This window comes from Flavobacterium sp. RSP15, from assembly GCF_003968755.1.
GTDB lineage: Bacteria > Bacteroidota > Bacteroidia > Flavobacteriales > Flavobacteriaceae > Flavobacterium.
Window position 1 is genome coordinate 1 of the sequence record NZ_RYDL01000017.1, and the last position, 20,222, is coordinate 20,222.

The 20,222-nt window shown below is 37.6% G+C and carries 18 protein-coding genes; 9 read left to right on the forward strand and 9 right to left on the reverse strand.

Annotated elements, in window-relative coordinates; all coding sequences use genetic code 11:
* Nucleotides 1-136: 136 nt before the first annotated feature.
* Together EKM00_RS13445 and dnaE are read right to left on the reverse strand one after the other, a co-directional pair.
* The gene (locus EKM00_RS13445; RefSeq protein WP_126516526.1) at nucleotides 137-1,000 is read right to left on the reverse strand and encodes an outer membrane beta-barrel protein; all 864 of its coding nucleotides are present in this window, start codon (nucleotides 998-1,000) and stop codon (nucleotides 137-139) included.
* A gap of 177 nt (nucleotides 1,001-1,177) precedes the next feature.
* Entirely contained in the window at nucleotides 1,178-5,713 is a 4,536-nt protein-coding gene (gene dnaE / locus EKM00_RS13450) for a DNA polymerase III subunit alpha (protein ID WP_126516527.1), read from the reverse strand.
* A 640-nt stretch (nucleotides 5,714-6,353) separates the two neighbouring features.
* Between dnaE and leuC the strand changes: the two genes are divergently transcribed.
* The 4 genes from leuC to leuB all read left to right on the forward strand — a co-directional run bounded on the left by leuC (nucleotide 6,354) and on the right by leuB (nucleotide 11,393).
* The gene (gene leuC, locus EKM00_RS13455; protein ID WP_126454291.1) at nucleotides 6,354-7,748 is read left to right on the forward strand and encodes a 3-isopropylmalate dehydratase large subunit; all 1,395 of its coding nucleotides are present in this window, start codon (nucleotides 6,354-6,356) and stop codon (nucleotides 7,746-7,748) included.
* Between the two features lie 180 nt (nucleotides 7,749-7,928).
* A complete protein-coding gene (gene leuD / locus EKM00_RS13460) occupies nucleotides 7,929-8,525 on the forward strand; it encodes a 3-isopropylmalate dehydratase small subunit (protein ID WP_126516528.1) in 597 nt (198 codons plus the stop codon).
* 129 nt (nucleotides 8,526-8,654) lie between these two features.
* Nucleotides 8,655-10,235 carry an alpha-isopropylmalate synthase regulatory domain-containing protein gene (locus EKM00_RS13465; RefSeq protein ID WP_233592303.1) on the forward strand — a complete coding sequence of 527 codons (1,581 nt, stop codon included), beginning with the start codon at nucleotides 8,655-8,657 and terminating at the stop codon, nucleotides 10,233-10,235.
* A 96-nt stretch (nucleotides 10,236-10,331) separates the two neighbouring features.
* Nucleotides 10,332-11,393: a 3-isopropylmalate dehydrogenase gene (gene leuB / locus EKM00_RS13470; protein WP_126454295.1), complete on the forward strand. Its 1,062-nt coding sequence runs from the start codon at nucleotides 10,332-10,334 to the stop codon at nucleotides 11,391-11,393.
* A 98-nt stretch (nucleotides 11,394-11,491) separates the two neighbouring features.
* On the opposite strand, the gene EKM00_RS13475 is transcribed toward leuB, so the two are convergent.
* Together EKM00_RS13475 and EKM00_RS13480 are read right to left on the reverse strand one after the other, a co-directional pair.
* Nucleotides 11,492-11,854, reverse strand: coding sequence for an RNA recognition motif domain-containing protein (locus tag EKM00_RS13475; RefSeq protein WP_126454296.1), 363 nt, complete (start codon nucleotides 11,852-11,854; stop codon nucleotides 11,492-11,494).
* A 154-nt stretch (nucleotides 11,855-12,008) separates the two neighbouring features.
* Complete coding sequence (locus EKM00_RS13480) at nucleotides 12,009-12,485, reverse strand: DUF6252 family protein (protein WP_126516529.1); 477 nt, start codon at nucleotides 12,483-12,485, stop codon at nucleotides 12,009-12,011.
* 199 nt (nucleotides 12,486-12,684) lie between these two features.
* Here EKM00_RS13480 and EKM00_RS13485 point away from each other — a divergent pair, with 199 nt between their 5' ends.
* The 5 genes from EKM00_RS13485 (at nucleotide 12,685) to EKM00_RS13505 (ending at nucleotide 16,989) form a co-directional block, all read left to right on the forward strand.
* On the forward strand, nucleotides 12,685-13,239 hold the full coding sequence (locus tag EKM00_RS13485) for a 30S ribosomal protein S16 (protein ID WP_126454300.1): 555 nt from the start codon (nucleotides 12,685-12,687) through the stop codon (nucleotides 13,237-13,239).
* A gap of 15 nt (nucleotides 13,240-13,254) precedes the next feature.
* Complete coding sequence (gene rimM, locus EKM00_RS13490) at nucleotides 13,255-13,779, forward strand: ribosome maturation factor RimM (RefSeq protein WP_126457515.1); 525 nt, start codon at nucleotides 13,255-13,257, stop codon at nucleotides 13,777-13,779.
* A 77-nt stretch (nucleotides 13,780-13,856) separates the two neighbouring features.
* On the forward strand, nucleotides 13,857-14,564 hold the full coding sequence (locus EKM00_RS13495) for a tRNA1(Val) (adenine(37)-N6)-methyltransferase (protein ID WP_126516530.1): 708 nt from the start codon (nucleotides 13,857-13,859) through the stop codon (nucleotides 14,562-14,564).
* A gap of 372 nt (nucleotides 14,565-14,936) precedes the next feature.
* On the forward strand, nucleotides 14,937-16,115 hold the full coding sequence (locus EKM00_RS13500; RefSeq protein WP_126516531.1) for an acyl-CoA dehydrogenase family protein: 1,179 nt from the start codon (nucleotides 14,937-14,939) through the stop codon (nucleotides 16,113-16,115).
* A gap of 91 nt (nucleotides 16,116-16,206) precedes the next feature.
* Entirely contained in the window at nucleotides 16,207-16,989 is a 783-nt protein-coding gene (locus EKM00_RS13505) for a DUF3050 domain-containing protein (RefSeq protein ID WP_126516532.1), read from the forward strand.
* A gap of 85 nt (nucleotides 16,990-17,074) precedes the next feature.
* On the opposite strand, the gene EKM00_RS13510 is transcribed toward EKM00_RS13505, so the two are convergent.
* The 5 genes from EKM00_RS13510 to EKM00_RS13530 form a co-directional block, all read right to left on the reverse strand.
* Nucleotides 17,075-17,392, reverse strand: coding sequence for a 2Fe-2S iron-sulfur cluster-binding protein (locus tag EKM00_RS13510; RefSeq protein WP_039110363.1), 318 nt, complete (start codon nucleotides 17,390-17,392; stop codon nucleotides 17,075-17,077).
* A gap of 175 nt (nucleotides 17,393-17,567) precedes the next feature.
* On the reverse strand, nucleotides 17,568-17,807 hold the full coding sequence (locus EKM00_RS13515) for a NifU family protein (RefSeq protein ID WP_126454312.1): 240 nt from the start codon (nucleotides 17,805-17,807) through the stop codon (nucleotides 17,568-17,570).
* A gap of 71 nt (nucleotides 17,808-17,878) precedes the next feature.
* A complete protein-coding gene (locus tag EKM00_RS13520) occupies nucleotides 17,879-19,006 on the reverse strand; it encodes an Mrp/NBP35 family ATP-binding protein (protein WP_126454314.1) in 1,128 nt (375 codons plus the stop codon).
* 190 nt (nucleotides 19,007-19,196) lie between these two features.
* Nucleotides 19,197-19,526, reverse strand: a complete 330-nt coding sequence (locus EKM00_RS13525; RefSeq protein ID WP_126454316.1) for an MGMT family protein — start codon at nucleotides 19,524-19,526, stop codon at nucleotides 19,197-19,199.
* Nucleotides 19,527-19,575: 49 nt separating this feature from the next.
* Nucleotides 19,576-20,211 carry a LysE family transporter gene (locus EKM00_RS13530; RefSeq protein ID WP_126454318.1) on the reverse strand — a complete coding sequence of 212 codons (636 nt, stop codon included), beginning with the start codon at nucleotides 20,209-20,211 and terminating at the stop codon, nucleotides 19,576-19,578.
* Between the last annotated feature and the right edge of the window lie 11 nt (nucleotides 20,212-20,222).

Sequence of the window (20,222 nt, forward strand, 5' to 3'; positions counted from 1 at the left end):
CGCTTCACATAGCGTGTTTCTTCATGTTTTTCCATTAGGATACTTTTTGTGTATCGCTATTTCAGGACGGGACATTTATTCCTAAAAAAAGGCCGTCACCTCAGACAGCCTTTTTAAAAAATCTAACTTTTTGTGTTCATAAACTGTATTTTACTCCAAGTGTTAATCCCAATCCGCTGATTCCAACATAAGAACTCAACTCATCCGTAGGTCTGGAAGTATCCACAGTATTAAATTGAGCGTTATTAGAGTTACTGTCTAAACGGTCTGAATAATTTGAGTGTATTTGAGCTGTTGTACGCGTGTTCAATCGATCTACTCCGTTAATTGTAAACTCCGTTGTTTCTTTATCTTTTCCATGGACAGTAAAGTTACGGTACTCCAATTCTGCAAAAGCCGAAAGGTTTTTGGCCAACTTATACGAAGTCCCTAACGCCGCTTGAAAACCTACTGTAGGATTTGGCTTGATGACATCCTTGCTAAATACATTTACACCAGCGCCAGCAACGGCATTTGTTTCAATCGTCAAATCCCCGTGAACAGGCACAATTACCCCAACTTTAGAGTAGGTTTCGAATCCTTTTACTTCTCCCAGAAAAAACACAATTGCAGGAGCTAAATCAAAAGCAGTAATTTGTCCAACGGATCGCAGTGTCGTGGCGCCATCATCTACTCTTTTGACCATTGTTTTATCCGCACTATTATAATAATTGATTCCCATTTCCAGACCCAAACGATCCGTAAAACGGTATCCAACACTACCAGATGTGCGGAAACCCTCTCCAAAAGATCCGGTAACACTCTCCTCTGAAACTAAATCGCCTCCTACATAAACTGTACTAAGTGCAGACTGACCTCCAACAGTGGGGAATTCAGTTGCGGCTGTCTGAAGAAAATAGGATCCTCCTAATTTAAAATACCAACTTTCCTTTTTTTCCGTTTGCCCTATCACAATCATAGAACAAAACATAAATCCAAATAAAAATAAATTCTTTTTCATGATTATTGTTGTTTAATTCACACAAACATAATGTAAATTTACCCAACGATTCCGGGCTTTTTAGGCCGTAAAAAGCGCAAACAACAGTTCTGTCAAACGCCAAGCTAAATTTTTACTGTGCGCGCATAATTTTAACAAAAACAACACTAAAAAAAATTAAATTTAACTGTTAAAAAATCAGTTTAACTTAAAATTAATTTGCATTTTTTCCAGTTCAACCAACAATTCATTTGAAATTTTCACTTTCAATTTTCTGCTTGGCATGGTCAGTTTAGTCACTACTTTTATTTCTTCTACTTCAGTTGCCGTACTAATTTCGGGATTTCCTGATTCGAGAGAATCGGTTTCCTCATTTTCGTCTACAAAAACGGCTTCTTCATTTTCCGGAAGTACCACCACATTTTCTACTAATCGCTTTATTTTTTCCAACTCCATAATTTCAAAAGCTACAGTATTATCGCCTTTATTTTCTTGAAAAACATGATTTAACTTATGAATAAATTCCGCCTCTAGATCATTAATATTCAAAAGTAAAATTAGTTTTTTAGCAAATGTAGTCAAGACATCCTGCAGGTATTGCACCAGCACAAATTGCAATCTTGGATCCCCTTTTTTTCCAGTATCTCGATCCGTCCAGCCTTCCTTGACCATTACTTTCATGAATGTAAAATTATTCTGAATCAGGAAATGGCGAAACTTCAAATACTCCTCGCCAAAAATCCGGAACTCGTAACTTTCATCATACCCTTCTAATGTAAATATGCCCCAGCCTTTTCCGTTTTTGGCAACACGATGTTGGACATTATTGATAATCCCCCCAAAAGTCAGATTTTTACTGACATGCAATTCCATGTTCTTGAGTGCTTCTAACTTGGCATTGCAAAAATATTTCATTTCAAATTTGTAATCGTCCAGCGGATGCCCAGAAATATAAATCCCCACCACTTCCTTTTCTTTGGCTAATTTTTCCATTGTGCTCCAATCCTCACAAGGCGGAACAACAGGTTCTTCAATTTGCACATCACTACTTTCGCCAAACAAACTTACTTGAGCTGAATTTTCATTTTCCTGAAATTTAGCACCGTACCGAATTGCTTTTTCGTAAAAGGTAATTCCATCGCCATCATCATGAAAATATTGTGCTCTCGTAGTTCCTAAAAACGAATCGAAACCACCCGCCAAAACCAGATTCTCCAATGCTTTTTTATTGGCCGCACGCAAATCAATTCGTTTGGTCAAATCAAAAATAGATTTGTATTTTCCGTCTTTTCTGTTTTCCACAATCGTAGTCACAGCGCCAGAACCTACACCTTTTACAGCTCCCATCCCAAACCGAACCGCATAATCATCGTTTACGGTAAATTTATAAAACGATTCATTCACATCCGGTCCTAAAACCTGTAATCCCATGCGTTTGCATTCTTCCATAAAGAAAGAAACTTGCTTGATATCACTCATGTTATTGGACAAAACCGCAGCCATATATTCAGCCGGATAATTCGCCTTCAAAAATGCCGTTTGGTAGGCAATCCAGGCATAACAAGTCGAGTGTGATTTATTAAACGCATATTCTGCAAAGGCTTCCCAGTCTTTCCAGATTTTCTCCAGTTTATCTTCAGGATGCCCTTTGGCCGCAGCCTGACTGATAAATTTAGGCTTCATTTTATCCAAAACATCCTTTTGTTTTTTTCCCATCGCTTTACGCAAAACATCCGCATCCCCCTTTGAGAAATCCGCTAGTTTCTGGGACAGAAGCATTACTTGTTCTTGGTAAACGGTAATTCCGTAGGTGTCTTTTAGTAATTCTTCGCAGGCGTCAAGGTCATAAATAATTTCCTCTTCACCGTTTTTTCGCTTGACGAAACTTGGAATATAGGCAATTGGCCCCGGACGATACAAGGCATTCATGGCAATCAAATCGGGAAAAACTGTAGGCTTCAATTCCTTCATGTATTTTTGCATTCCTGGACTCTCATACTGGAAAATCCCTACTGTTTCTCCCCGTTGAAAAAGTTCATACGTCTTCACATCATCAATTGGAAACTCATCCGGATTGAGGTCAATTCCAGTTCTGTATTTCACTAATTTGACTGTGTCTTTTATTAGCGTCAGGGTTTTCAAACCCAAAAAGTCCATCTTTAACAAACCGGCACTTTCTACTACCGAGTTATCAAATTGAGTCACATATAAATCTGAATCTTTGGCGGTTGCTACAGGAACAAAATCAGTAATATCACTTGGCGTAATAATGACACCACAGGCGTGAATTCCTGTATTTCTAAGATTCCCTTCTAAAACTTTGGCTTGCTGAATGGTTTCTCCGCCCAAATCATCTTCATTAGCAAGTCCTATTAATTCTTTTATTTTATCATACTCTTCGGGACGAACGGCCTTCTTTATTACATCGTCCTTTTCATTTAAAAAACGAGCTAAATTCCACTTAGAAGGCATCATTCCCGGAATCAATTTGGCTATTTTATCGGCTTCAAACAAAGGTAAATCCAACACACGAGCGGTATCTCGAATCGCTGATTTGGTAGCCATTTTACCATACGTGATAATTTGCGCCACCTGTTTCGAACCGTATTTACGGATCACATAATCCATTACGCTACTGCGTCCTTCATCATCAAAATCGATATCAATATCGGGAAGTGACACCCGATCCGGATTCAGGAAACGCTCAAAAAGCAGGTTGTACATCAAGGGGTCAATATTGGTAATCTTCAAACAATACGCCACCACCGATCCCGCCGCAGAACCCCTTCCCGGCCCTACAGAAACACCCATGCTTCTCGCCTCAGCAATTAAATCCTGCACAATCAGGAAATATCCTGGATATCCTGAATTAGATATCGTCAACAATTCAAAATCAAGTCGTTCTTGAATTTCTTCGGTCATTACGGGATATCGTCTTGTTGCTCCTTCAAAAGTAAGGTGCCTCAAATACGCATTTTCTCCTCGTACCCCGCCATCAACAGCATCTTCCGGATTATTAAATTCAACCGGAATTTCAAATTTTGGTAATAAAACTTCCCGTGCCAAATCGAAAATTTCAATTTTATCCACAATCTCCGAAATATTTGAAATTGCTTCGGGCAAATTTGCAAAAAGTTGTTTCATTTCGTCTCCCGACTTGAAATAATATTCCTGGTTGGGCAATCCGTACCGATACCCTCGACCACGACCAATAGGCGTGGTTTGCTTTTCGCCATCACGCACACAAAGCAAAATATCGTGCGCATTCGAATTTTCCTTATCTATATAAAAGGTATTGTTTGTCGCTATAATCTTGACCGCATGCTTTCTGGCCAATGAAATCAAAGACGCATTCACCCGATTTTCATCTTCCTGATTGTGACGCATCACCTCAATGTAAAAATCTTCCTTGAATTCGTTTTTCCACCAAAGCAAAGCTTCTTCAGCTTGGTTTTCACCAATATTTAAAATCTTATTTGGAATTTCACCATAAAGATTTCCGGATAAAACAATAATATCTTCTTTGAATTCCTGGATGACTTTCCTATCGATTCTTGGCACATAATAAAAACCTTCGGTATACGCAATGGAAGACATTTTAGCCAAATTATGGTACCCTTTTTTGGTCTTCGCCAAAAGTACTATCTGGTAACCATTGTCTTTAATTTTTTTATTTTTATGGTCCTCACATACAAAAAATTCACAACCTACAATAGGTTTCATCGGAACTTCAGTAGGTTCATCCCCATTTTCAATCGCCTCTTTATTCTTGGCTTCAGCCACTTTATTATGGTATAAAATATCGCGGACAAAATGAAAAGCACCCATCAAATTCGCATGATCGGTCATGGCAACTGCCGGCATTTTTTGTTGTGCCGCCGCTTTTACCAATGCTGCAATACTGATCGTCGATTGCAATACCGAAAACTGCGTATGATTATGCAAATGCACGAAAGGCGCATCAATAAGTACTTTTTTATTCTCTGAAAGTTCTGCTTTCGAAACTGTCGGCGCTTGTTTTTCGCCAAACTGCTGACGAATTTTATCGGACGCTTCCTTTAGATTAATATGTTTTAAACCTATGAGTTTAATCTCACTTGGATTCTTGCTTTGAAAATCTTGAAAATAACTGCCCGGAACGTCGAGTTCCTCTTTTGTAAAAACATCACGACGAACTAACTCTAAGAAACAACGCGTAGTTGCCTCCACATCGGCAGTGGCGTTGTGCGCTTCACCGAAAGGTTTATTAAAAAGATACGAATGCAATTCCGTTAGCGTAGGCAGTTTAAATTTACCGCCACGGCCACCTGGTAATTTTAATAACGAAGCCGTAACTTCTGTACAAGTATCCAGAATTGGCATCGAGCTCATTTGGCTCTCCACTCCCATTCTGTAAAATTCGCACCCCATAATATTGATATCAAAACCTAAATTCTGACCCACTATAAATTTAGCTTTGCCTAAAACAGCATTGAACTTTTCTAGCACTTCTGCCAACGAAATCCCATCGGCTTCCGCCAATTCTGTAGAAATACCGTGAATTCGTTCGGCATCAAACGGAATATTAAACCCTTCGGGCTTGATCAAATAATCCTGATGCTCAATCAGTTTACCCATATCGTCGTGCAACTGCCACGCGATTTGAATACATCGTGGCCAGTTATCCGTATCTGAAATGGGTGCACCCCAACGTTTTGGTAATCCTGTGGTTTCGGTATCGAATATTAAGTACATAGCTGGATTTGAAGAGTTTGTGATTTTAAAAAATCGCGAAAAATGAATTTCAAATTTAGTTTTTTTAGAGTAGAATAGAAGTAAATTATCAACAAAAAACAAAATTATTTTCCAAGGCTATTCTCCTATTAAAACTACGATCACTTTCAACAAATCAGTTTGATTGCATCTTATTAAAAGATAAAAAGACGACATATTGCTTTTTTGGATGTCGTAGTATTTCATCAAAAAAAAAACAATGAAATACCGCTAAAAAAAATGTTGTTTACTACGAAAACCATTTTGAAAAACAACTGTCACAAAAGTGAATTAGTGAATTTAAAATTAAAAAAAAGTTGCTTTTCATACCATTTAATTAAATATTCGTAAATATAACTGCATTTAAGAAGCCTAATTTAACGATTCAATAAACATCAAAAAACTCAACAAATTGATTTTTTATTAGATCTAAATAAAAAACTACCGTACAAAAAAAAAGTAAAAAGACAAAAATCAACAAAGAAATATCCGAATGGGATTTTGGGTATCGTATATAATGGAATATTGATACGTAAAGCCTTGATTGTTTTTTTAGCTTTGTCTTTATTGTTATCATCGTAGCCTTTTGGGCTATAAACAAAACACATTAAAACATATTAAAATGAGTACTACATTATTTGACAAAGTATGGGATTCGCACGTGGTGCGCAAAATTAAAGACGGACCAGACGTATTTTTTATTGACCGTCATTTCATCCATGAAGTTACTAGTCCTGTAGCTTTTTTAGGTTTAAAAGAACGAGGCATTTCAGTATTATACCCAGAGCGCACTTTTGCTACTGCAGATCACAACACACCAACTATAAATCAACATTTACCGGTTGAAGACGCATTGTCTGCCAATCAACTCAAAGCATTAGAAGAAAACGCTGCTGAATACGGCATTAGCCATTGGGGTTTAGGAAATCAAAAAAATGGAATTGTTCATGTGGTGGGTCCTGAAAACGGAATTACCTTACCAGGAGCAACCATTGTTTGTGGTGATTCACATACATCAACTCATGGAGCTTTTGGCGCCATCGCTTTCGGAATTGGGACGTCTGAGGTTGAGATGGTACTTTCTACCCAATGCATTATGCAACCTAAACCTAAAAAAATGCGCATTAATGTTGCCGGTAATCTTCAATTTGGGGTTACTCCCAAAGATGTGGCACTTTATATTATATCCAAATTATCGACTTCAGGGGCTACCGGCTATTTTGTGGAATATGCAGGTGAAGTTTTTGAAAACATGACCATGGAAGGCCGTATGACCGTTTGTAATTTAAGTATCGAAATGGGTGCTCGTGGCGGAATGATCGCTCCGGACCAAACTACTTTTGATTATTTAGAAGGACGTTTGTATTCTCCAAAAGGGGATGATTGGAATAAAGCAGTAGCCTATTGGAAAACATTGAAAACAGATACTGATGCCAAATTTGATGAAGAAATCAACTTTGAAGCATCGGATATTGAACCTATGATTACCTACGGAACAAACCCAGGAATGGGATTGGGAATTTCTAAAAGCATTCCAAACTCAAAAGACGTTGCCGAAGGAGAAGAAACATATGCAAAATCTTTAGGATACATGGGATTTCATCAAGGAGAAGCCATGATTGGAAAACAAATTGATTACGTTTTCTTAGGAAGTTGTACCAATGGTCGAATTGAAGATTTCAGAGCTTTTGCCTCCATTGTAAAAGGACGCCAAAAAGCGGATAATGTTACCGCTTGGTTGGTTCCAGGATCACATGTCGTAGAAGCACAAATTAAAGAAGAAGGAATTCTTGAGGTATTAACCCAAGCTGGTTTTGTTTTACGTCAGCCAGGATGTTCCGCTTGTTTAGCAATGAATGACGACAAAGTTCCTGCCGGGAAATATGCGGTAAGTACTTCCAACAGAAACTTTGAAGGACGTCAAGGACCTGGCTCGAGAACGTTGTTAGCAAGTCCGTTTATGGCTGCTGCTGCCGCTGTAACTGGAGTTTTGACAGATCCTAGAGAACTTCTTTAAAAGAATTCAGATTGAAGATTAACGATTTTTGATTGCAGATTTCGTTAGTGTCAAAATCCAATTTGAATTTTTAAAATCAAGATTAAAATAGTAAAAAAATAAAAACAGTAGCGATTAAAGATTTATTTTCAAAACAGGAAATCAAAAATCTAAAATCGTTAATCAAAAATCAAAAATCAAATGGCTTACGATAAATTTAATATTCTTACCAGTAGCGCAGTTCCGCTTTCTATCGAAAATGTAGATACGGATCAAATTATTCCTGCTCGATTTCTAAAAGCAACCGAACGTGTTGGTTTTGGCGACAACCTTTTCCGTGACTGGAGATACAATAATGACGGAACTCCGAAAGCTGATTTTGTACTGAATAATCCAATCTACAGCGGAAAAATTCTTGTTGGAGGCAGAAATTTTGGTTCAGGTTCCTCAAGAGAACACGCTGCTTGGGCGGTTTATGATTATGGTTTTAGATGTGTGGTTTCTAGTTTTTTTGCTGATATTTTTAGAAATAACTGCCTGAATGTTGGTGTCTTACCAGTTCAGGTTAGTGCTGGATTTGCAGAAAAAATATTTAAAACTATCGAAGAAGATCCAAAAACGGAACTAGAAATTAATCTTTCAGAACAAACCATTACCATTAAAGCAACTGGCGAAAAAGAATTTTTTGATATTTCGGGTTATAAAAAAGACAATATGATCAATGGTTTTGATGATATTGATTATTTGCAAAATATAAAATCAGAAGTGGTGGAATTTGCCAATCAACTTCCTTACTAAACATAATCCGAAAAGGTATTGGCTAAAGATTTTCTTTGGGTTCTCCCCGAAGCAACTGTTTTTAGTTTTTGATAAAAACAAGATATCCCGATTTCTGATTCATGAAATCGAAATCGAATCCCATTTATAATGAAAAAAAGAAAAATTGAAATAATGGATACGACGCTCCGTGATGGTGAACAAACCTCCGGAGTATCCTTTTCTGCTGCAGAAAAATTAACCATTGCACAATTATTACTGGAAGAGCTTCATATTGACCGAATCGAAGTTGCTTCGGCTCGTGTAAGCGAGGGTGAATTTCAAGGAGTGAAAGGAATTATGGCTTGGGCCGAAACAAAAGGATACAGCAGCCGAATTGAAGTTTTAACCTTTGTAGACGGCGGCCTTTCTATTGAATGGATGAAAAATACTGGAGCTAAAGTTCAGAATTTACTAACCAAAGGATCGCTCAACCACTTAACCCACCAGTTAAAAAAAACACCCGAACAACATTTTTCTGAAATTGCGCAAGCCATAGCCTTAGCTCAGGAAAATAATATTGAAACCAATGTATATCTGGAAGACTGGAGTAACGGAATGCGTAATTCCCCTGAATATGTATTTCAATATTTAGACTTTCTAACTAAGCAACCGGTCAAAAGAATCTTATTACCGGACACTTTAGGGGTTTTAATCCCTTCTGAAACTTTTGAATTTATTGCAAAAATTATAACGAAATACCCTGATAATCATTTTGATTTTCATGCGCACAACGACTACGATTTAAGTATCGCCAATGTAATGGAAGCCGTAAAAGCTGGTATTCAAGGGCTTCACGTAACTGTTAACGGGATGGGAGAACGGGCTGGAAATGCACCCCTTGAAAGCACTGTTGCGGTAATCAATGATTTCTTACCCGAAATAGAAATTGGCGTAAAAGAATCTTCGTTATATTCTGTTAGCAAATTAGTAGAAACGTTTACCGGATACAGAATCCCTGCAAACAAACCTATTGTGGGCGACAATGTATTTACACAAACTGCTGGTATTCATGCCGATGGTGACAATAAAAACAACCTGTATTTTAACGATTTACTACCGGAGCGTTTTGGCAGAAAAAGAAAGTATGCCCTTGGTAAAACCTCTGGAAAAGCCAATATCGAGAAAAATCTTCAAGAATTAGGCCTTCAATTAAACCCCGAGGATTTAAAGTTAGTTACCCAAAGAATCATTGAATTAGGAGATAAAAAAGAAACCGTTACTAAAGAAGACTTACCCTATATTATCTCTGATGTTTTGGACAGCCAAACCTATCAGGAAAAAATTGTTGTTGAGTCCTATATATTATCTCATGCAAAAGGCATGCGTCCATCGACTACTTTATCTTTAAAAATAGATGGTGAAATCATTGAAGAGCATGCACAAGGAGACGGACAATTTGATGCTTTCATGAATGCATTGGCAAAAATATATAAAAGCAAAAACTTAGAATTGCCAAAACTGATTGATTATGCCGTACGAATTCCACCAGGAAGCAGTTCTGACGCCTTATGCGAAACCATAATCACCTGGACAAATAATGAAAAAGAATTCAAAACCAGAGGGCTGGACTCTGACCAAACAGTTGCCGCAATTATAGCAACCCAAAAAATGCTGAACGTAATCCCAGCCCCAGCCCTCCACGAAGGCGAGGGAGCCAAGCCGAAATTGGAGCTTGAAAATTTGAAATAAAATTAAAGAAATACAACACAAACAACAAACCCAATCCTTCAACACCCAGTCTCCCTTTCCTTTGGAGGGAGCTGGGAGGAGGAAAACACAATTAATATGAAATTAAAAATAGCCCTTTTAGCCGGAGACGGAATTGGACCAGAAGTAATCCATGAAGCCGTAAAAGTTTCGGATGCGATCGCTAAAAAATTCAACCATGAAATCATCTGGACTCCTGCACTTACAGGAGCTTGCGCCATTGACGCCGTAGGAGTTCCTTATCCTGATGAGACTCACGAAATTTGTATGGCTGCTGATGCTGTTTTATTTGGAGCCATTGGCCATCCAAAATATGATAATGATCCAAGCGCTCCGGTTCGTCCAGAACAAGGTTTGTTATTAATGCGTAAAAAACTAGGGCTGTTTGCCAATGTTCGCCCAACATTTACATTCCCCTCTTTGATTGACAATTCTCCTTTAAAAAGAGAGCGTATTGAAGGAACTGATTTAATCTTTTTAAGGGAACTTACCGGCGGAATTTATTTTGGAGAAAAAGGAAGAAAAGACGGTGGTGAAACAGCGTTTGACACTTGTACCTATACCAGATCAGAGGTAAAACGTTTAGCTAAAAAAGGTTTTGAACTAGCAATGACTCGTACTAAAAAACTATGTTGTGTAGACAAAGCCAACGTAATGGAAACTTCTCGTTTGTGGAGAGAAACCGTACAAGCAATGGAAAAAGACTATCCCGAAGTTACGGTAAGTTATGAATTTGTGGATGCCGTAGCGATGCGTTTAGTACAATGGCCAAATTCATATGATGTCTTGATTACAGAAAATTTATTTGGAGATATTTTGACTGATGAAGCTTCAGTGATATCCGGATCAATGGGATTAATGCCTTCTGCATCCGTTGGAGAACATACTTCATTGTACGAACCCATTCACGGATCCTATCCACAGGCCACAGGCCTAAATATTGCCAATCCATTAGCGACCGTATTATCTGCTGCAATGATGTTTGAAGATGCCTTCGGCTTAAAAGAAGAAGCGGCTGCGATTAGAGCTGTAGTCAACAAATCACTCGAACAAGGAATTGTAACTGAAGATTTAGTTGCTAAAGGGGCTAAGGCATACAAAACTAGCGAAGTAGGTGACTGGTTAGTTGCTAATTTGTAAAATCCAACCCCCTTTCCTCTGGGAGAGGGCTGGGGTGAGGAAACAAAAAAGGTGTCAATTTACATTGACACCTTTTTTTATAGTTGTAGAGAAAAATATTAATATCCACCTCTGTTTCCACCACCACGGTTTTCTCCACCACGGCTGTTTCCACCACCATAACCACCGCGAGATTCTCCACCACGACTGTTATTGTTAAAACTTCTTCTTTCACCTTCTGGTTTAGGCTCCGATTTGTTTACAACGATTGCACGTCCTTGAACAGTAGCACCATTCAATTCATCAATAGCCTTTTGAGCTTCTTCATCATTTGGCATTTCAACAAAACCAAATCCTTTACTTCTTCCAGTGAATTTATCAGTAATAATTTTAACTGAATCAACTGCTCCATAAGCCTCGAAAGACTCTCTTAAATCTGCTTCCTCAATACTGAATGGAAGACTTCCAACAAAAATATTCATATGTTCTTATTTAAATAATAAAACAAATGTACTGCTATTTTTTTTGCAATCTACTATAGATTAGCTTATTTATGTTTTTATTTTAAATTCAAAAAGAAAATGAAGCTACTAAAATACCCAACTCCTGCAATTTAAGAATCTTAACCGTGTGAATTTAGGGAACCCGCAGACTTACCGGAACCTTATAAAATACGCCTTGTTGAAAATTCAAAACAGTCCCTGCTGATGGGTTGCCATTTGCATTTTCTGCACTAAATTTAAAAGTACCTGTAACCGTAAGACCCTTCTCATCATAATCAGTAATTACTATTTGCCCGCTACCCATGTCAATACCTGTTGCAAATGAAACATCGCTTCCTCCAGTCAATACGTAAACAGCTCTCTTGGAATTACTGGTTCCCAATGGATACACTTGAGGTGATATGGAGGTTGTCTTCAAAGTCAAAACCTCATTTCCAGTAAACCCTTCAATTACTAGTAAACCATCAGAAGCTAAAGTCGCTTTAGAAGCTGTCGCTCTCCAAAACACATTGTCTTTCCTTCCTTGTAAAGAAGGAGTATTAAAACTCACCTCTTCCGCACATGAAATCATTAAAAAAAGTACCCCTAGAAATATCAAATATTTTTTCATAAAACCTTCTTTTACTAACAAAAATAGGGCATTAATGCTAAAAAAAAACATAACAGGACAAAAAAATACGAATCAAAACCACCTACAGTGCACTGCCACAGATTAAAACCACAATCCAATTAGTATTTATCAATAAAAAAGGTATCTTTGCACCCTTAATTAACAGAGGTCGAGTACCTCAAAATTTAATCACAAGATTATGTCAGTAAAAATTAGATTACAAAGACACGGTAAAAAAGGAAAACCTTTTTACTGGGTTGTAGCTGCAGATGCACGCTCAAAAAGAGATGGTAAATACCTAGAAAAAATTGGTACTTACAATCCAAACACAAACCCAGCAACTATCGACTTAAACCTTGATAGTGCAGTAAAATGGTTGCACAATGGTGCTCAACCAACAGATACTGCTAAAGCGATTCTTTCTTACAAAGGAGCTTTATTGAAACATCACCTTGACGGTGGTATCCGTAAAGGAGCCTTAACTCAAGAACAAGCTGATGCTAAATTAAATGCTTGGTTAGAGGCAAAAACTGGAAAAGTAGATGCTAAAAAAGACGGCTTAACAAAAGTGCAAGCGGATGCTAAAGCTAAAGCTTTCAAAGCAGAACAAGATGTGAATGCAAAACGTTTAGCTGCAGCTGCTCAAGCAGAAGCTGACGCTATCGCTGCTGCAACTCCAGCTGTTGAAGAAGAAGTTGCTGAAGCTGAAGAAGCTCCTGCCGCAGAAGAAAATAACGAAACAACTGAAGCATAATTTTAGAAGGCGACTATGCGTAAAGAAGATTGTTTCTATTTAGGTAAAATCGCTAAAAAATTTAGTTTCAAAGGGGAAATTCTAGCCTATTTAGACACGGACGAACCTGAGTTATATGAAAACTTGGAATCAGTGTTTGTTGAATGTAACAAACACTTGGTTCCTTTTTTTATTGAAAGTAGTTCGCTGCACAAAAACGATTTACTTAGAATTCGTTTTGAAGACATGACTACCGAAGAAGAGGCAGACGCCATTATAGGCAATGCCATCTACCTTCCTTTGAAGATGTTGCCGAAACTTAGCGGCAATAAATTCTATTTCCACGAAGTAATTGGTTTTGAAGTTGAAGACAAACGTCTTGGTGTTGTTGGAAAGATCGAATCCATTAATGATACCACTGCCCAACCCCTTTTTGAAGTCCTCAACGGTGATGTTGAGATTCTTATCCCCATGATTGATCTTTTCTTGGTTAAAATTGACCGTGAAAACAAAAAAGTTATCATGGATCTACCAGAAGGACTTATTGAAATGTACCTTTAAATCAGTGTTCAGTATTCAGTTTTTAGTGTTCAGTTCCTCAAAAATCGTTAATCTACAATCTGAAATCAAAATTCCCTATGTTTAGTTTCAAACAATTCTCAATCCAGCAAGATCGTTGCGCCATGAAAATTGGAACCGATGGCGTTTTACTTGGTGCATGGACTCCTATTGAAAACAATCCTATTAGTATTTTAGATATTGGAGCCGGAACAGGCGTAATCGCACTAATGCTGGCACAAAGAAGTAACGCGGAACAAATTGACGCTTTGGAAATAGACGAAGAAGCGTATGAACAATCCGTAGATAATTTTGAAAACTCCCCTTGGAGTGATCGCTTATTTTGTTTTCATGCCGGTTTAGATGAATTCGTCGAAGAACCGGAAGACGAGTATGATTTAATTGTTTCCAATCCTCCATTTTATACTGATGATTACAAATCTGATAACGAACAACGTGATTTAGCCCGTTTTGCTGACGCGATGCCTTTTGAGGATTTAATCGAGGCTGCTGATTTATTGCTTTCAGAAAACGGAATATTCACAGTTATAATTCCTTTCAAAGAAGAAGAAAATTTCTTGGCTCTTGTCAAAGAATACGAATTGTATCCAATTAAAATTACACACGTAAAAGGAACTCCAACTACCGAAATTAAACGCAGTTTATTGGCCTTTAGCCGAGAAGAAAGCTCGAACTATCCCGTTGACGAATTGATTATCGAAACTGCAAGACACATTTATACTCCCGAATACGTTGCATTGACTAAAGAGTTTTATATGAAGATGTAAGTCCAAAATGATTCTAAATAACACCTAAATCATTCCGTAATCTTATTTAAAACACCTTTGATCTCTGCTAAAGTTAATTTTTATTGTAATTTAGAGGATAATACCTTTTTTAATAAAATCCCGTACATAAAAGGACTTATTTGTTAAAAAATAAGCTAAGTAATAACCATGGTATAATGTCGTATTTTAAAATCAGGATAAAATCATGTAAAAATCTGATTTAAAGCTGTTTTACTTAAAGTTAATTTTTTTGACTTTACGACTTTTAAACTTTCGACTTACTTATTTCTATTTCAAATAAAAAAATATAACATTTGTTAATGCTTTTGTTATATTTCTTTATGTAAATTTGTTCCATAAAAATTATCAACCATGAGACCAGACTTATTTCAAGCTCCAGATTACTACAACCTTGACGATTTACTAACAGAAGAACACAAACTAGTACGTGACTCTGCTCGTGCTTGGGTAAAACGTGAAGTATTACCTATTATAGAAGAATATGCTCAAAAAGCCGAATTCCCAAAACAAATCATTAAAGGTTTGGGCGAAATAGGCGGTTTTGGTCCTTACATCCCAGAAGAATACGGCGGTGCGGGCCTAGACCAAATATCTTATGGTTTGATCATGCAAGAAATAGAACGCGGTGATTCTGGCGTTCGTTCCACTTCATCTGTACAATCTTCTTTGGTAATGTATCCTATTTGGAAATACGGAAACGAAGAACAACGCATAAAATATTTACCTAAGTTAGCCACTGGAGAATACATGGGCTGTTTTGGTTTGACGGAACCTAACTATGGTTCAGATCCAGGAAGTATGATTACCAACTTCAAAGATATGGGCGACCATTATCTATTGAATGGTGCCAAAATGTGGATTTCAAATGCTCCGTTTGCAGACATCGCCATTGTTTGGGCAAAAAATGAAGAAGGAAGAATTCACGGTTTAATTGTAGAACGCGGAATGGAAGGTTTTACCACTCCGGAAACGCACAACAAATGGTCGCTTCGTGCCTCATCAACTGGAGAACTGATTTTTGACAATGTCAAAGTACCAAAAGAAAACTTATTGCCCAATAAATCTGGATTGGGAGCACCGCTTGGTTGTCTGGATTCAGCACGTTACGGAATTGCCTGGGGCGCTATTGGTGCTGCCATGGATTGTTACGATACGGCTTTGCGTTATGCCAAAGAAAGAATTCAGTTTGACAAACCCATTGCAGGAACCCAATTACAACAAAAGAAATTAGCCGAAATGATTACCGAAATCACAAAAGCACAATTATTGACTTGGAGACTGGGAGTTTTAAAAAATGAAGGAAGGGCTACAACAGCTCAAATCTCAATGGCTAAAAGAAACAATGTGAACATGGCTATTAATATTGCGCGCGAAGCCAGACAAATGCTAGGTGGAATGGGAATTACCGGAGAATATTCGATCATGCGCCATATGATGAACCTGGAATCAGTAATCACCTATGAAGGGACGCACGATATTCATTTGTTAATTACCGGTATGGACATCACTGGAATTCCTGCTTTCAAGTAGTGGCAAACAGTTATTAAACTATTAATAAAATTGATAACAAAAGCTTCTTGATACCAAGAAGCTTTTTTATCTTTACATAAAAATACTCTTTATGAATATCCAAACCATCAACAATAGTATTCAGCCTCAAAAAGAACTGTTGTTACACCATCCTTTATATAAGAAAGTAAAAACTATTGAGGATTTACAGTGTTTTCTAGAAAATCATATTTATGCTGTTTGGGATTTCATGTCTTTGTTAAAAGCACTACAATCCAAATTAACTTGTACAACAACGCCTTGGTTTGCAACGCAAAATCCACAAACCAGATATTTAATAAACGAAATTGTCCTTGCTGAAGAATCTGACTTAACATTAGACGGACGCCGTTTGAGTCATTATGAAATGTATATTGAAGCCATGCAATCCTGTGGAGCAAATACTGAAGGTATTGAACATTTTTTAACTGAAGTAGATTCCCTTCAAAACATATTTGTCGCTATAAAAACCAGCACTTTACACCCCAATATCAAAGCATTCCTAGATTTCACATTCAGGGTTATTGAGGAAGGAAAATCCCATGAAATTGCAGCGGCTTTTACTTTTGGAAGAGAAGATTTGATACCGAGTATGTTTACCGCTATTTTGAAAAACTTTCAGGAGAATTTTCCTGAAACGGATTTGAGCAAACTGATTTATTATTTTGAAAGACACATCGAATTGGATGCGGATGAACATGGGCCAATGGCGATGAAAATGATAACAGAACTTTGCGGTACAGATGCTCAAAAATGGTCTGACGTTGAGGAAGTTTCAAAATTAGCTTTAGAGAAACGCATTGGTCTTTGGGATGCCATCGAAGAAACTATCCTAATGAATGTTGAATTGGCATAAAACTAATACTTTCAAATAACGCAACACTTCTTTAGAAAATACCCTTAAAAAAAGCATCTTGTTTTAGTAACAAGATGCTTTTTTATTAATTTTCAGGAGCCAATTCGAGTTCTAATCCCTCGAGGCTTTCGGTAATTGGGATCTGACAGCCCAAACGACTGTTTGCTTTTACATAAAAGGCTTCTGAAAGCATTGCTTCTTCATCATCGCCCATTTCTGGCAAGGCAACATCGTTAAGAACATAACATTGACAGGAAGCACACATGGCCATACCGCCGCAGGTTCCTTCTACAGGAAGCTCATAGGCTTTGCATAATTCCATGATATTCATGGCCATATCAGTGGGAGCCTGTAACTCATGCACGACTCCTTCTCGATCTTTTATTTTTATTAATACATCCATATGATTGTGGGTGTTTGGTTTTAGGCAATCGGTGTTGATTATTAAATACGGACTGCGTGAGGGATAGAAGCTGGCTACCGAAGTAGCGCGGATAGCCCGACCGTTTTAAGAAAAAAGGCCTATACCCGTTAAAACAAGTAGCCTTTTTTCTTAAAAGGGGGCACGCCCTGTTAATTTATAGGATATTTACAACAGTTTCTATTTGTGGTGCAAACTTTTTGATGGTTGTTTCTACTCCGGCACGCAATGTCATTTGATTTACGCTGCAACTGGTACAGGCTCCTTCGAGACGCACTTTTACGTGTTTCCCGTCCTCTATGGAAATAAGGGTAATGTCACCACCATCTGAATTCAAAAAAGGTCTTATTTCTTCTAGCGCTTTTTGAACTTCTAGGGTTAATTGTTCTGTTGTCATTGTCTTTGTTTAAAGATTCAAAAGATTAGAAAATTGAATGATTGAAAATTATTTTCATGCGTTCTAATTTTTTATTTTTTTACTGCGGAACAACCTGCCATAGTTGTAATTTTCACAGCTTCGGTAGCAGGTAAATTTTTATTTCTGTTGACGGTTTCCTGCACTACATTTTTTGTGATTTCCTCAAAAACTGTTTCGATAACTGAACCGGTTTGCATGGCTGCGGGACGACCGTAATCACCTGCTTCCCGGATCGATTGTACGATGGGCACTTCACCAAGGAATGGAACATCTAAGTCTTCGGCAAGATTTCTGGCCCCTTCTTTTCCAAAGATATAGTATTTGTTTTCAGGCAATTCTTCCGGTGTAAAATACGCCATGTTTTCTATAATTCCTAAAACTGGTACATTTATAGCTTCTGAGAGGAACATTGATACTCCTTTTTTGGCATCGGCCAAAGCTACGGCCTGAGGAGTACTTACGATGACAACTCCTGTAATTGGCAAGGATTGCACGATAGAAAGGTGGATATCTCCTGTTCCTGGTGGCAAATCGACTAACATAAAATCTAATTCCCCCCAATCTGCATCAAATATCATTTGGTTCAAGGCTTTAGAAGCCATGGGCCCTCGCCATATTACTGCTTGACTTGGTGCTGTAAAAAATCCTATCGAAAGAATTTTTACCTCATAACTTTCTACGGGTTTCATTTTTGATTTTCCGTCAACCATGACAGAAATGGGCTTTTCACTTTCTACGTCGAACATAATAGGCATAGACGGACCATAAATATCCGCATCGAGAATCCCTACTGAAAATCCCATTTTAGCTAATGATACTGCAAGATTTGCAGTAACTGTAGATTTACCTACACCGCCTTTACCAGAGGCTACTCCGATAATATTTTTTATACCTGGAATTTGTTTTCCTTTGATTTCCGGTTTGTCCGGCACTTCCACTTTACTATTAATTTTGATTTTAGCCTCCGGAGATACTAATTCAAGAATTGTTTTTCTGATGTCGTCTTCCGCACGTTTTTTGATGTGCATTGCTGGGGTATGTAATACTAGATCTACCACTACTTCATCGCCAAAAGTGACTACGTTTGCAATTGCTCCGCTTTCAACCATATTTTTTCCTTCTCCGGCTATAGTAATTGTTTCTAAGGCTTTAAGAATTTCTTTTCTTTCTAATTTCATTTTTAGTTTACTGTTTCTATTGGCTTATACCACCAGAATATTATCTTTATTTAAACTGATTTCAGATTACAAAGATACTATGAAAAGTTCTTATTATAAAGGATTTGCATCGCATTTATTGATGCACAGATTGCTGGTCGTTATTGAGTATTTGTTGAGATTAGAACCCCGGAATCTCAACTATTATAAATTATTCTGTCCTGACTTCCGGTTGCCAAAAATATTTTTCTAAATCTACAATTTGATTGTTGGTCACAATTATTCCCTCGCTTTCCAATAATTGCTGCATCAGATTGGTGCCGTCAAAATGTAATTTCCCCGTGAGCAAACCGTTCCTGTTGACTACACGGTGTGCCGGAACATCCACAAAACCATGGGAGGCATTCATTGCCCAGCCAACCATTCTGGCAGAGCGTGCCGTTCCTAAAGCCTTTGCAATAGCGCCATACGAAGTAACCTTACCGTATGGAATTTGCCTGACGATGTCATACACGCGTTCAAAAAAAGTATCGTTTGACATGATTTTAAATCTAGTGAAAAAAGGTTTTATGGGAGACCCGGTGAGCCAATTACCCCATATAATAACGGACAATGTTAATCAAAGTAACTAATGATATAAACCCGGTTATGCTACCAATGATTGTATTCATGTTTCGCATAATATAATCCGACTTCTCTTGTATTTTTTGAAAAAAAGTAATGTACAAATAAAACCCCAAAAAAGAGCCCAACACCACGCCTGTCACAAAAACAAAAACATTTGAAAAATCAAACAGAAACAAATTATAAGAAGCCAATGTAATGCTTACAAAAACATAATAAGGGATCGGGAAAAAGTTAAGAGAGGAGAGCAAAACTCCTAAGAAAAAACGAGTGGAAGTACTCTTCTTTTTTATTTTGCCTTTTTTAATTTTGGGGGTTTTAGCAACCAACAAAAAAAAAATAGTCAACGCAGTAAAAATGACAAATCCTACTTCTCGCAATAAAACAATCACATCCGGGCGCACTTCGATAAATTGTGCAAATAAAATAGCGAGATAGGCTTGTACAAAAATTACGATTACTGCTCCCAAAACAAACCAAAAAGCGCTTTTCTTCCCTTCTTTCAGATTTACTTTAGCAGCTGTCATATTGAGAAGTCCCGGAGGAGTAATCCCCACAAAGGCAGTAACAAAACCCAAAAACAAGGAAGTAATTAAATTCATATGCAAACGGT

Bases quoted from the DNA above. Each gene is read 5' to 3' on its own strand.
- EKM00_RS13445 (WP_126516526.1), bottom strand. From the start codon at position 1,000: ATGAAAAAGAATTTATTTTTATTTGGATTTATGTTTTGTTCTATGATT.
- leuD (WP_126516528.1), top strand. From the start codon at position 7,929: ATGGCTTACGATAAATTTAATATTCTTACCAGTAGCGCAGTTCCGCTT.
- EKM00_RS13520 (WP_126454314.1), bottom strand. From the start codon at position 19,006: ATGAAATTAGAAAGAAAAGAAATTCTTAAAGCCTTAGAAACAATTACT.
- EKM00_RS13480 (WP_126516529.1), bottom strand. From the start codon at position 12,485: ATGAAAAAATATTTGATATTTCTAGGGGTACTTTTTTTAATGATTTCA.
- EKM00_RS13525 (WP_126454316.1), bottom strand. From the start codon at position 19,526: ATGTCAAACGATACTTTTTTTGAACGCGTGTATGACATCGTCAGGCAA.
- EKM00_RS13500 (WP_126516531.1), top strand. From the start codon at position 14,937: ATGAGACCAGACTTATTTCAAGCTCCAGATTACTACAACCTTGACGAT.
- leuB (WP_126454295.1), top strand. From the start codon at position 10,332: ATGAAATTAAAAATAGCCCTTTTAGCCGGAGACGGAATTGGACCAGAA.
- EKM00_RS13510 (WP_039110363.1), bottom strand. From the start codon at position 17,392: ATGGATGTATTAATAAAAATAAAAGATCGAGAAGGAGTCGTGCATGAG.
- dnaE (WP_126516527.1), bottom strand. From the start codon at position 5,713: ATGTACTTAATATTCGATACCGAAACCACAGGATTACCAAAACGTTGG.
- EKM00_RS13495 (WP_126516530.1), top strand. From the start codon at position 13,857: ATGTTTAGTTTCAAACAATTCTCAATCCAGCAAGATCGTTGCGCCATG.
- EKM00_RS13505 (WP_126516532.1), top strand. From the start codon at position 16,207: ATGAATATCCAAACCATCAACAATAGTATTCAGCCTCAAAAAGAACTG.
- rimM (WP_126457515.1), top strand. From the start codon at position 13,255: ATGCGTAAAGAAGATTGTTTCTATTTAGGTAAAATCGCTAAAAAATTT.
- EKM00_RS13530 (WP_126454318.1), bottom strand. From the start codon at position 20,211: ATGAATTTAATTACTTCCTTGTTTTTGGGTTTTGTTACTGCCTTTGTG.
- leuC (WP_126454291.1), top strand. From the start codon at position 6,354: ATGAGTACTACATTATTTGACAAAGTATGGGATTCGCACGTGGTGCGC.
- EKM00_RS13475 (WP_126454296.1), bottom strand. From the start codon at position 11,854: ATGAATATTTTTGTTGGAAGTCTTCCATTCAGTATTGAGGAAGCAGAT.
- EKM00_RS13515 (WP_126454312.1), bottom strand. From the start codon at position 17,807: ATGACAACAGAACAATTAACCCTAGAAGTTCAAAAAGCGCTAGAAGAA.
- EKM00_RS13485 (WP_126454300.1), top strand. From the start codon at position 12,685: ATGTCAGTAAAAATTAGATTACAAAGACACGGTAAAAAAGGAAAACCT.
- EKM00_RS13465 (WP_233592303.1), top strand. From the start codon at position 8,655: ATGAAAAAAAGAAAAATTGAAATAATGGATACGACGCTCCGTGATGGT.